The 13,420-nt window shown below is 32.6% G+C and carries 9 protein-coding genes; 5 read left to right on the top strand and 4 right to left on the bottom strand.

Features of this window, described 5'->3' with window-relative positions; all coding sequences use genetic code 11:
• Nucleotides 1–223 precede the first annotated feature (223 nt).
• Nucleotides 224–1,516 carry a hemolysin family protein gene (locus tag CDH50_RS01285; RefSeq protein ID WP_100610078.1) on the top strand — a complete coding sequence of 431 codons (1,293 nt, stop codon included), beginning with the start codon at nt 224–226 and terminating at the stop codon, nt 1,514–1,516.
• A 185-nt stretch (nt 1,517–1,701) separates the two neighbouring features.
• Nucleotides 1,702–3,831: a SurA N-terminal domain-containing protein gene (locus CDH50_RS01280; protein ID WP_100610077.1), complete on the top strand. Its 2,130-nt coding sequence runs from the start codon at nt 1,702–1,704 to the stop codon at nt 3,829–3,831.
• Between the two features lie 47 nt (nt 3,832–3,878).
• Here CDH50_RS01280 and CDH50_RS01275 read toward each other — a convergent pair whose 3' ends face one another.
• Together CDH50_RS01275 and CDH50_RS01270 are read right to left on the bottom strand one after the other, a co-directional pair.
• Nucleotides 3,879–4,799 (bottom strand): GYDIA family GHMP kinase, encoded by a 921-nt coding sequence (locus tag CDH50_RS01275; protein WP_100610076.1) that lies wholly within the window; start codon nt 4,797–4,799, stop codon nt 3,879–3,881.
• Between the two features lie 9 nt (nt 4,800–4,808).
• Nucleotides 4,809–6,137, bottom strand: a complete 1,329-nt coding sequence (locus CDH50_RS01270) for a hydroxymethylglutaryl-CoA reductase, degradative (RefSeq protein WP_100610075.1) — start codon at nt 6,135–6,137, stop codon at nt 4,809–4,811.
• A 232-nt stretch (nt 6,138–6,369) separates the two neighbouring features.
• On the opposite strand from CDH50_RS01270, the gene CDH50_RS01265 reads away from it, so the two are divergent.
• The 3 genes from CDH50_RS01265 (at nt 6,370) to CDH50_RS01255 (ending at nt 10,771) form a co-directional block, all read left to right on the top strand.
• Nucleotides 6,370–7,908 (top strand): peptide MFS transporter, encoded by a 1,539-nt coding sequence (locus CDH50_RS01265; RefSeq protein WP_232731933.1) that lies wholly within the window; start codon nt 6,370–6,372, stop codon nt 7,906–7,908.
• A 5-nt stretch (nt 7,909–7,913) separates the two neighbouring features.
• Nucleotides 7,914–10,127 (top strand): oligopeptide:H+ symporter, encoded by a 2,214-nt coding sequence (locus CDH50_RS01260; protein ID WP_100610074.1) that lies wholly within the window; start codon nt 7,914–7,916, stop codon nt 10,125–10,127.
• 89 nt (nt 10,128–10,216) lie between these two features.
• Nucleotides 10,217–10,771, top strand: a complete 555-nt coding sequence (locus tag CDH50_RS01255) for a thioredoxin family protein (RefSeq protein ID WP_100610073.1) — start codon at nt 10,217–10,219, stop codon at nt 10,769–10,771.
• A gap of 2 nt (nt 10,772–10,773) precedes the next feature.
• Here the strand turns inward: CDH50_RS01255 and CDH50_RS01250 are convergent, their stop codons facing one another.
• Complete coding sequence (locus tag CDH50_RS01250; protein WP_100610072.1) at nt 10,774–12,810, bottom strand: ComEC/Rec2 family competence protein; 2,037 nt, start codon at nt 12,808–12,810, stop codon at nt 10,774–10,776.
• A gap of 23 nt (nt 12,811–12,833) precedes the next feature.
• Nucleotides 12,834–13,415 (bottom strand): C40 family peptidase, encoded by a 582-nt coding sequence (locus tag CDH50_RS01245; RefSeq protein WP_100610071.1) that lies wholly within the window; start codon nt 13,413–13,415, stop codon nt 12,834–12,836.
• Nucleotides 13,416–13,420: the final 5 nt, after the last annotated feature.

Here is a 13,420-nt window from a genome sequence, read left to right as displayed (position 1 = left end):
TTTAGTATCTTTACGCTACAAAAAAATATCACTCATGCAATTTTCCAAGTTTTTTCAATATGCCTATTTAATTTTTGCAGGTCTTTTTTTATATGATGCGATTATTAATTGGGGGCATAGTAAATCGTATATCTCTTTATTATTGGCAGGATTAGCTATTTTTATATTTTTCTTTAGAAGAAGATTTATTAAAAAATATGATAATAAAAACGATTCAAAATAAATGAGTATTTATGTTTTAATTATCATTTTAACATTAATTCTTTCCGCTTTTTTTTCAGGCATGGAGATTGCCTACATATCTTCCAATAAAATTCATATTGAAATTGAGAAAAAACAGGAAGGTATTTTGGCTAAAATATTAACCAAAATTACTGCCAAACCTTCAAAATTTATTACAACCATGCTTATTGGCAATAATATAGCACTGGTTATTTATGGATTTTTTATGGGAGATTTGTTGGTAAGTTGGTTTCAATCCATGTTGCCAACGTCTTCTGGGTTTTTAAATTATATGCTAAACGATTTAAGTTTATTAACGCAAACCGTTTTATCAACCTTGCTTATTTTAATTACTTCTGAATTTTTACCTAAAGTATTTTTTCAAATTTATTCCAATTCATTGCTTAAATTATTGGCTGTTCCTGCTTATGTATTCTATGTGTTATTTACGTTTTTATCAGATTTTATTATTTGGATATCAGACTTTGTTTTAAAACATGTATTCAAAACAGAAGGCGATCAAATACAATTTGCATTTACAAAAGTAGAATTGGGCAATTATATAAGCGAGCAAATGGAGTTTGTTGAAGAACATGAAGAAATGGATACTGAAATTCAAATATTTCAAAATGCCTTAGAATTCTCTGAACTAAAAGCAAGAGACATTATGGTGCCCAGAACCGAGATAATCGCTGTAGAAATCAATGATAGTATCAAAACGTTAAATGAGCTTTTTACTGAAACAGGTTGTACAAAAATCTTAGTTTATAAAGATACTATTGACGAAATTTTAGGATATGTACATTCTTTCGAATTGTTTAAAAAACCAAAAACCATAAAATCGGTATTGGTTCCAGTTGAGTTTGTTCCAGGAACGGTTTTTATTCACGAAGTGCTTAATATTTTAATAAAAAAGCATAGAAGTATTGCTGTGGTTTTAGATGAATATGGAGGAACTTCAGGTATTATGACTGTGGAAGATATTGTAGAAGAATTATTTGGTGAGATTGAAGATGAACATGATAGCATTGACTTAATTGAAGAAAAAATAGAGGCTGATTTATATAAACTATCAGCCCGTTTGGAAGTTGAATATATTAATGGAACTTATAAAATCGATTTACCGGAAAGTGAAAATTACGATACCATTGGTGGAATGATTGTTAATGAGACAGAAGAAATACCCCTTCAAGGCGAAATAATCGTTATAAACGACATTTTTCAGTTTACAATTTTAGAAGCATCAAACACTAAAATTGATTTGGTAGAACTTAAAATTTTAGAAGAAGATTGATTTCCAAAAACATTGCATAATTAATGCGCCTTTCTGCTTTTATTATTAAATAGAAAATGCTATTTTCGCGCACTGTATTTTTTTCAAATTAAAAAAATAATAAAATAGTTACACAAATTTTTCAATTTTAATTGATTTCAACACCTTAAATCCAAAAAAGGATTTTATAAAAATTTAAATGACAGATGGCAGTTTTAAATAAAATCAGACAACGTTCGCTTTTTTTAATAATCATTATTGCATTGGCATTATTTGCATTTGTTTTAGCCGATTTATTTAAAAATGGTAGTGCACTATCAGCTAAAGCCCAAAATACCGTTGGTGTTATAAATGGGAAAGACGTTACTAGAGACGACTTTTTACAAAAAGTGGAAGCTGCCCAAAGACAAGCTGGTGCAAGTGCAACCAATAACCAAGTTATCAACAGTATTTGGGATCAAGAAGTAAGAAAAGCTATTATGGAAACCCAGTTTGAAAAATTGGGCATGACCGTTGAAAAAGATCAAATGCGTGATGTTTTAAAAACAGCCTTAGGAAGTAGTCCTGACTTTTTAAACGAAGCTGGTTTGTTTGACGAAAGTAAGTTAAATGAATATATTGCTAATTTAAAGGAAACCTCCCAAGAAGGTTATCAAGGTTGGGTTAACTACGAAAAGACTTTGGCATTTAGTGCTTTGCAACAAAATTACTTTAACATGGTTAAAGCTGGTTTAACTGGTACACTTGCCGAAGGTGAATTAGACCATAAGTTAGAAGGCAATAAAATAGATATAAAATTTGTTCAAATTCCATATTCATCAGTTGATGATAGTTCCGTTCCTGTTTCTAAATCTGAAATTTCAGATTATATAAAAAAGCATGAAAAACAATACCAAGTTGAAGCTTCTGCAGATATTAAATATGTAGAGTTTAAAGAAGAAGCTAGTGTGGAAGATGAAAATGTTCTTAAAGAACAACTTAAAGCCTTATTAAACGACAGAGAAGAATATAATGAAGGTCTTAAGGCCAGTGAAACTGTGCCAGGATTTTTAAATGCTACTGACAATGGGGACTATGTAAATGCTAATTCCGATATTAAATTTGATGAACGTTTTATATTTAAATCTTCATTGCCAGCGGTAGCCGCAGATAGTATTTTTAATTTAAGTGTAGGCCAAGTTTATGGCCCTTATAAGGATAATGGTTATTTTAAAGTATCTAAACTAATTGCAGTAAAACAAGTGCCAGATTCTGCCAAAGTAAGACATATATTAATTCCGTATTTAGGTTCTGCAAGTGCAGATGCTAGCGTAACAAGATCAGAACAACAAGCGAAAGTTTTTGCTGATAGTTTACTAAGCATTGTGAAAAAAGACCGTTCTAAATTTCCGGAATTGGTAAAAGAACATTCCTCTGATTTAGGAAGTGTTGAAAATGGAGGTGAGTATGATTGGCATCCATATAATAGCATGGTTTCAGAATTTAATGATTTTGAATTTGATGGAAAGACAGGGGATTTAGGAGTTGTTAAAACAGCTTTTGGGTTCCATATTATGGAAGTTTTAGGTCAAAAAGGTCAAGGTAAAGCCATGCAAGTAGCAACCATTGCAAAGAAAATAGAACCTTCAGAAGAAACCATAGATGCTGTATTTAGAAACGCATCAAATTTTGAAATTGCTATTGGGAAAAAAGATTTTGATGCTGTAGCTAAAGAGAGTAAATATATTGTGCGTCCTGTAAATGGTATTAAAATTTTAGATGAAAACATTCCTGGAATTGGCAGTCAAAGACCTATAGTGCGTTGGGCTTTTAGTGAGGAAGCTAAAATTGGAGAGGTTAAACGATTCAGTATCCCTAATGGTTATGCCATTGTACAATTGGTTGCAAAACATGAAGAAGGGACTATGAGCGCAGATCAAGCTAGTGCCACCGTTTCACCAATTATAAGAAAAGAGAAGAAAGCTGAAATCATTAAAAATAGAGCAAAAGCTACTAGTTTAGAGGCTTTAGCAACTGCAGAGAAGACTACAGTAAAAACAGCATCTGCCATCAATATGAAAAATCCAACCATTACTGGAGCAGGAAGAGAACCATTGGTAGTAGGCACTGCATTTGGTTTGAAGCAAGGTCAAACGTCTAAATTAATTGCGGGAGATTTTGGTGTTTACATGCTTCAAGTAACTAAAGTTGAACCAGCAGCTAAATTAGATAATTACCAAGCAGCCGCTAATAGAGTGGAGCAACAAAAAGTAAATGTTGTGTCTTCAAAATTATACGATGCCCTAAAAGAAGCGGCAGAGATTGAAGATAATAGAGCTAAAACACAAGTCCAATAAAACAACATAAAAAGCATATAAAAAAGCCTCATTTAATGAGGCTTTTTTTATGGATTATTTTTTAGAACCATATTATCATAAGGGATAATAGTTTCAAATCCTTTGGCTTTAAAATAGGCAGTTGGATTGGTTTTACTGGTCACCATTACAAAATCGCCTCCCCAAGCACCTAGACTTTTTATGTGCCCGTTAAAATCAGCAAATAAAATGGTTTTTATGGGTTGTTGTTTTATAATCTTCGAAATGATATGTTCGTGTTCAAGAATCAAATTATCAAAATCATCTAATGATTTACAGGAAATCATGTGAGTTGTTATCTTATTAATTTCACTAATAGAGGACTTTATATTGTTACGATTATCTTTATATTTTGAAATCCCTTCCCTGCTGTTTTGCTTTTTATTCAAATACACAAAGTAAATATGTTCCTTAAATGATGGATTAAATTCAGCGGTATTCACTAATGGCTTGCCATTTACTAACTGATAAGAAATAGGGTGTTTATATTGTGCGCAAGCAATATCATACCCACTACCTCCAAACGTTTTTTCTAAAAGTGTATAAGCATCAACTTTTGCCCAATTGGCGATATTATTTATTAAGGTAGATGAGGTGCCCAATCCCCAATCTTTAGGGAATGTTAGGGATGTCGTAATTTTAAATCCATTTTTGGTATTTAAAAAATTCGGATTAAGTTGTTTAGCGGTATTTAATATTTGAAAAAGTCTTTTTGAAATATCATTGCTAGGCATCGACACAGCAATCTGTTCAATTAAAAATACATCTTCAAACCAAACATGTCCTTTGTCATCTAAACTGTTCCAAATAATTTTTGGTTCATCAATAGTTTCGACTAATAATGATTGACCGAAAATGGTAGGAATAGCCAATGATAAAGCACCATCTAGCACAAGATATTCCCCTGAGATTAAAAGTTTTCCGTTGCTATAATAGGTTTCATTTTTCATATTGAAAAATTAATCATCTATGCGCATTCTTAAATTCGCCAAGGTATCGGAAACAGCACTAAAACTAACCGTGTTTGTTTTAAAATGTTCAATTAAAATAACCTTTTCAGCATCATTGGCGTGAAATTGATTTAAGATATTCATTAAATGCATTTTCATGTGTCCTTGCTGAATACCTGTGGTAGTAAGCGAACGTAAAGCGGCAAAATTTTGTGCCAATCCAGCAACAGCGACAATTTGCATGAGTTCTTTCGCTGTTGGCTTACCTAACATTTCCAAGGCCAATTTAACCAAAGGATGCAATCCGGTTAATCCACCAACCGTGCCTAATGCCAACGGAATTTCCAACCAAAACGTAAAGAAGCCGTTTTCAATGGTGGCATGTGTTAAGCTGCTGTAGCTACCGTTTCTGGAAGCATATGCATGAACGCCAGCTTCCACAGCCCTAAAATCGTTTCCAGTTGCCAAAACAACCGCATCGATGCCATTCATAATGCCTTTATTATGGGTTACGGCACGATAGGGTTCTACTTCAGCAATTTTTATAGCTTGAAGAAATTTTTCGGCAAATGCTTCTCCAGAAAAAGCATCATGATCGCTCAAATCTTCCACTTTGCAACTGACTTCGGCACGCACTAAACAATCTGGCACATAGTTGGATAAAATACACATCACAATGTCAAGTTGTTTTTCCTTTTCAGTGAAATCATCAAATAATAAAGCTTCACGCTTCATGGTTTTAGCAAATTGCTCTAAGCAGGAGTTGATAAAATTAGCTCCCATGGCATCCAAAGTTTCAAAGGAAGCATGTAACTGATAATAATTTTTTATATCAGAAGTTTTATCACGGAGTTCAATATTAATAATACCACCACCACGTAATTCCATATTCTTGGTAATGGGTTTGCAATCTTCAATAAGCTTGGATTTTATAGAGATAAAAAACGAGTTCAACATATCCTTTCTACCGTGATACATAAAATGCACCTGACCAATTTTGGTTGTAGAAATAACCTCAGTTTTAAAACCGCCTCTATCCATCCAAAATTTAGCAGCTTTACTGGCTGCAGCCACCACCGAGCTTTCTTCAATAGCCATAGGAATGGTGTAAAACCTATCATTAATTAAAAAATTAGGAGCTACGCCAAAAGGAAGATAATAGTTGGTTATGGTGTTTTCAATAAACTCATCATGAAGCTGTTGCAGTTTTTCGTCAGAGTTCCAATATTGTTTTAAAATATGCTCGGCATCTTTAGAATTAGAAAAATAAGTATCAACAATCCAATTTATTTTTTCGGATTTAGAAAGTTTAGAAAAACCAGAAATAGTTTTACTCATAGTAGCATTATTACAGGACAAAGATACTATTCTTGACATGAAATTGGAATATCTTGTTTTAGTTGACTTATTTGTCCACTAAAATTGCCTTTTTTTGCATAATTTTTAGTAAACTTGAAAACTTTTAATAATACATCAACGATTATTTGAAATTGACGAGATTATTATAATGCTAAAAATTTATATTCCATAGTATTACAAGTAATTATTCATAATTTATCGAAATTATTTTATGACTGAAACCACGATGAAACCTTATGAAAAAGAATTGTTTGGGCATCCTAAAGGATTGTTTATTCTCTTTTTTACGGAAATGTGGGAGCGTTTTTCGTTTTATGGAATGAAAGCGCTCTTGATTTTTTATCTAACTAAATATCATTTGTTTTCAGACATTGATGGCAACTTGTTAATAGGAAGTTATGCAGCGCTGGTGTATGCCATGCCAGTTGTTGGAGGTTTTATTGCAGATAAATATTTAGGGTTTAGAAAAGCCATAGTTTTTGGGGGTATTATGTTGGTTCTGGGTCATGCTGGAATGGCTTATGAAGGAAATGCAGCCACCCAAAGCTTAACGGGAGAAATTGCAAGGGATGATTTTGCTCTTCAAGTATTTTATTTGTCATTAGCATTTATCATTTTAGGAGTTGGATTTTTAAAAGCTAATATTTCTTCCTTGGTAGGAGAATTGTATCATGAGGGTGATAAACGCAGAGATTCAGGGTTTACCATATTTTACATGGGAATTAATTTAGGGTCTTTTTTGGCAACCATTATATGTGTTTGGTTAGGTGAAACTTATGGTTGGAGTTATGGGTTTGGAGCCGCGGGCGTTGGTATGTTTTTTGGACTTATAACATTTATTTCTGGAAGAAAATATTTGTTAGGCAAAGGAGAATCAAATGCAATAGAATGGTTATCAAAAAAAACAGCAGGAATTAAAAACGAATGGCTCATCTATATTTTAAGTGTGCTATCAACCTTGTTGCTTTGGCAAATGGTGCAAAGTCACAGCGTGGTTCAAAATTTGTTAATTATAGCAGGTTCTATATCATTTATTTATATAGTATATTATGCCGTAACACAATTAGATAAAATAGCTAGGGAGCGTTTAATAGCTCTAACTATACTGATTATTTTCACGATAATTTTTTGGGCATTATTCGAGCAAGCATACACTTCTATGAATTTATTTGCTGACCGAATTTTAGATAGGGGAAATATTGCAGCGGGTACATTTTTAAGTTTGAATGCGCTTTTTATAATATTACTTGCTCCAGTTTTTGCTTGGTTATGGCTTAAACTTGGTAAATACAATCCGAACACAGCAGTGAAATTTTCGTCGGCCTTAATGCTGGTTGGTTTGGGTTTTGGCGCATTGGTTATGGGAATTAATGCCTCTGAAATGGGTAAAGTGGCTATTTTTTGGATAGTAATAACTTATTTTTTACACACTTGTGGCGAGTTGTGTCTATCTCCGGTTGGATTATCTGCAGTCACGAAATTGTCGCCTATAAAAATTGTGGGATTCATGATGGGAGTTTGGTTTTTGGCGACAGCAAGTTCAGAGTTTATTGCCTCTCTTTTAGCAAATATAGCATCTGTTGATACAGCTAATGGAACAGCTCCAGACTTAAATTTGGCAAAACAGAGTTACTTGAAACTTTTCGAATATTTATTTTATACAGGAATAGGTTTTGGAGGAATATTATTAATTCTTTCACCTATAATCAAAAAATTAATGCACGGAGTAGATAAAGAATTAAATCACTAGATATCATGAGTCAGAATACAACCGATCAATATTTTAAAAGCACTGTTTTAGGACATCCGTCTGGGTTGTTCGTTTTATTTTTTACCGAAATGTGGGAGCGTTTTTCTTATTATGGAATGCGTGCGCTATTGGTGCTATTTTTTACTGCTTCACTTTTAGATGAAGGTTGGGGTTGGCCAAAGGAGCATGCTTTGGCTATTTTCGGAACATATACATCACTAGTATATCTATCAACCATGTTGGGAGGTTATTTTGCTGATAAAATTATAGGATTTAGGTGGGCAGTAGTTGTTGGGGCATTATTAATGACTATTGGCCATGCGTGTATGGCTTTGGAAACATCATTTTTCATCTACTTAGGACTTACTTTTTTAGTGTTTGGAAGTGGTTTTTTTAAACCGAATATGACTTCCATAATTTCAGAAATTTATAAAGATAGACCAGAAAAAAAAGATGGTGCTTATACCATATTTTATATGGGCGTAAACGCAGGTGCTTTTTTTGGAATCATGCTTTGTGGTTATTTGGGCGAAAAAGTAGGCTGGAGTTGGGGATTTGGTATTGCGGGTATTTTTATGTTTTTTGGGTTGCTTCAATTCTGGAAAGCACAAGATATATTTGGAGATATTGGTTTAAAACCAAAAGCGAAAACAACTAATGAAAGCGAATTATCAATAACTGAAGCGAATGGGGGGAAACTAAATCCTTTCACAAAATTGGAATTGGCTATTATTGCCGTGTCTTCATTCTTAGGATTAACATGGGTACTTAATGATCCAATTTCAAAAATTACTGAAGGTGCAACAAATCTTTACAGCTTTGATATTAATGGTTTTGATGGTAATAATGTCATCATATTAACAGCTTTAGGACTTTTTATCTTGCTCTTAATTTTAAGAATACCAAAGTATATTCCCGTTGTAAGAGATAGGATGTTGGCCATTGTTTTTTTTGCATTCATCACCATGTTTTTTTGGGCCATTTTTGAACAATCTCCAGGATCGTTAACGTTATTTGCTAGAGATTATACCCAAAGAATTCTTGAAGGAAATATGGGGTTAATTTTTAAAATTGTCGATTCTCTAATGACCATTGTTCCATTAGGTATTATTACGTATGTATTGATTTTATTGTTTAAACAAACTTTTAAAAGGTTTGCTTTGGCTAATATTATTTTAGCTTTTAGTTTTATCATCGTTTGGGGTATTGCCCTTTGGAAAGTTTCTAATGATTTTAAATCCTCATCATACGTTGTCGAGTATGTTAATAATAATGGAGATATTGAAACAGCAAAAGTGGTCACTTCCAAATCATTTAATGAAGGAGAGCCATTACCTATTATTGATAACGAATCCATTTCCTTATATGATCCAATTTCAGAAAGTAATAAAGATAAAGTTGTAAAAAATAATGTGCTTTTTGATTCCAACGACGTGGAAATGGGAGAACTATTTTCAGCTAAAATAGCAAGGGTTTTTAAAGAAGATAAAATTGGGGCAGGGGTTCAAATTAATAAAGCTGAAGTTGTTTTTGCCAATTCTAAAGGAGAAACAAAAAGTAAAATCATAAAGCTTAGCAAGGATGATTTGCAGACATATGGAGAAGGTTCAGAGTTACAATTATTCATAACACATAATGTTGGATATGATATTAAAGAGTCCGATAAAAATCAAGCCATAGTAACGGCAAAAGAAAGTGCTGTTGAAATTGGTGCTACGTGGTTTTCTATATTGAATTCTTTATTCATTATTGCATTAGCACCATTGTTTTCAAGATGGTGGGAAAGTAAATATAATCCTAGTGCCAATGGTAAATATGCTATTGGCATGTTATTGTTAGGCTTAGGAATGGCAGCTGTGGCCATTGGGGCTAGCGGGATTGCACCGGGGGCAAAAACTGCATCGGTTAGTATTATTTGGCTTATATTGGTATATCTGTTTCACACTATGGGCGAATTATGCATATCTCCTGTCGCTTTATCTTATGTAAGTAAATTGGTGCCGGGACGAATGATTGCCATGATGTTTGGTATTTGGTATTTAGCTGTTGCCATAGGTATGAAATTAGCAGGTATGTTTGGTGAATACTCGGAAACTATAGCAGCAGAAAAAGGCTTAAGCACATTTTTCTGGATATTAACTATTATTTCTTTGGTGCTTAGTGGCGTGGCTTTATTAACAACACCATTATTTAAAAAACTCATGCACGGTATCCGTTAATCGGAAAAGTAGTTAAAATAAAATCAAAAAAAAGCACTTTTAGAGCATTTTTTGTAATTTCGAGACAAATTTTGTAATTAAATTTATTTATGAAACATATAAAATACATATTTCTTTTAACCATTTTAATGTCGGTTAAAGGATTTTCACAAGAAATAAAATGGATGTCACTTCAAGAAGCAGTGGCACTTCAAAAGAAAGTTCCGAAAAAAATCATGATGGATGTTTACACCAATTGGTGTGGACCATGCAAGATGTTAGATAAGAATACCTTTCAAAATAAAGATGTGGCCAATTATGTGAATAAAAACTATTATGCGGTTAAATTTAATGGCGAAGGGAATGATGTTATTACTTTTAACGGGAATACATTTAAAAATCCTAATTATGATGCATCGCGGGCCAATAGCCGTAACTCTGCACATCAATTAGCTAGTTATCTTCAAATTAGTGCCTATCCTACTATTGTGTTTTTTGATGAAAAAGGAAATGTTATAGCACCAATTAGAGGTTATCAAACACCTCCACAATTGGAGTTGTATTTAAAAATGTTTAAACAGGATCATCATAAAAGCATTGATACCCAAGAAAAATTCAATACCTACTACAAAGCATTTACGCCTCAATTTGTGGTAAGTCAATAAGTCTAATAATCAATAATAAAAGCTCCCTTTTTACTTGTTTGGTGAAAAGGGAGCTTTCTTTTTTGGCAAATGGCTTCCCAATGTTCTATATACGATTTATAGTTGCTACCATCTGCAATAATATATTTTGGTTTTATGGAATCTATCAATCTATTCAAATTTATTTGTGGTGATTGCCTTAGCAATACATAATCTGGTTGGAATGATTTAATATTATAAACACCCAAACTATCAATTACCAAGAGTATTTTGTTATTCAACATATAAATTGGTTTCAACGAATTATTTTGAATGGTTTTGATATGGTTGCCAACCACATAATCCCTAATGATTCTGTCCTTTGAAAACGTTAAGCTGTCAAAATCACTATCAGCATGAATGGCGTTATGTGATGCATTTCCAACCAAGGTAAATCTACTTTTATGAAATATTATAAATTGGTTTTCTGGGCTATTGTATTTTGTATATATGAAAGCACTTTGTATTACCAACACAGCCATCAGTAGGAGGCTATAATTTTTATAATGTTTCTCTTTCCAAAAATGTATCAAGGAAATAATTAATAAATATGAAGCGAAAACAAACAAGAGACTAAACGCGATGTCTTTAAATAGAAATTGTTCTTGATGAGAAATCCAACTTACAAAACGATTCATTAACTGTATGGCATATCCATATGTTTTTGCCAGAAAAACGGGAAGCATATTAAAGAGGGCTAAAAAAATAATAAGGATGCCGAAACCTAAAATAACCCCTAGGACAGGTATAATCACCAAATTGGAAATAAAAAATAAACCCGGCAATTGATGGAAATAATATAAACTTATAGGTAAAATACCAAATTGTGCAGACACAGTAACGGTTAACGTATGCCAATAAAAGTCGATGATTTTATTTTTTGGTTTCCATAAGTTGTAGAGTAAAGGATCGATAATTACAATGGAGAAAACCGCTAAATAGCTTAATTGAAAACCAACATCGAATAAAAACATGGGTTTTATAAGGAGCAATACAAATATGGATATTGACAAGGTGTTGAAAATGCTCGTTGGCCTTTTTAAATTCATGGCGATCGCCACAATACTAAACATGGTAGCGGCTCTGCATATAGATGCGGAGAGTCCGGCAATGATGGCAAATCCCCACAACATGAAAATAAGCAACATGGTTTTTATAAGTTTCCCATGTTTAAAAGATTCTAAAGGTTTTAATATGAAGCTTAAGATTAATAGAATGATACCTATATGTAATCCAGAAACAGCTAAAATATGTATGGCACCGGCATTGGTGTAATTGGAGTAAACTTCTTCGCTGATGTCTTGCCGTTGTCCTAATAAAAGAGCATTGATAATGGCAAGTTCATCTGGATTAAATGGATACGCTTTTAGTTTTGAATTTATATGGTTTCTAATGCTATTCGCTATACCAAGAAAGGAATTTTTTTCAGATGCAACTTTAAAAAGTGATGGTGTGTTGGTAAAGAGCTGATGGTAAATATATTTTTTATCTAAAAATTTTTTATAATCAAATTGATTGGGATTTAATGGTGGGTCAATATCTTTTAAAACAGTTTTTGTAATAAGAATGTCGTCTACTTTTAAGGGGATTTGAATGGAATCTTTTTGAAGGTTGAGTAGCAATTTTCCACGGACGCTTAAATTATCAATTTCTAAAATTTCTATAATGTATTTATCGTAATAAGCATTCGATTTTAAAACTTCTTTAACCCTAAAAGTGATTGTTTTTAAAGAATCATTTTCAGAATTAAAATGCGTGTAATGATTTGAAAAATTCTTTTCATCATGTACATTTATGGTTAATATACCTATAAAAATTATGGTCAAAAAAGCAAAAAGACCAAACCAAATGGTTTTTAAAAATTGTTTTTTAGCAATTAAAAAAGAGAAGGATAAAAATATTAAAAGTACTGAGGTAATGTACAAAGTCCGTGTTAATGGCCAATCAAAAAAATACCCAATGAGTATGCCCGTAATAAGGCAGATAGTTAGTTTTATTATGGTGAAATTAAGTAGCTTCATTTCACCGAAAGATATAAAATTTCTTATAAAATTCTTCGTGCTTCTACAAATGTCTTATCCCAATAATCTTCAGTAATAGAAGATACAATAACACCAGCGCTTGTGGTAGAGTGAATAAATTCAATATTTCCATCCTCATCCGATGAGACAACCAATCCAACATGGCTAATATCATCTCGTCTGTTCCCAGTTTTAAAAAACACTAAATCACCGATACCAACATTGCTTAATGGGATTTTTTCGCCATTTTTTGCCATGTCCCTAGAAATTCTCGGAAGAATAATATCGTGGGCTCTAAAAGATTCAAATACTAAGCCAGAACAATCCATTCCAGCTTTTGTAGCACCGCCAAATCTGTATCGGACACCTTTAAACTGTTTGGCATACTCAACAATATTGTAAGCTTTGGAAGTTGTGGTGTTGACAGATTTTGAACTTGTATTGACGTTTTTTGTTGTAATGGATTTATCGGTATAAACTTCCTCATTGGAATTTGTTCCAATAACAATTTTTGAAGAAGTTGGGTTTTTGCTTATAGCTTGTTTTGAAGATTTGCAACTACTTAAACTAAAAATAATAATTAAAAAGAGTATGAATTTATTCATGCTAA

The sequence above is a fragment of the Confluentibacter lentus genome (assembly GCF_002806995.1).
Taxonomy (GTDB): Bacteria; Bacteroidota; Bacteroidia; order Flavobacteriales; family Flavobacteriaceae; genus Confluentibacter; species Confluentibacter lentus.
Note: the sequence above shows the minus strand (reverse complement) of the source record. Positions and strands in the feature narration are given on the sequence as shown.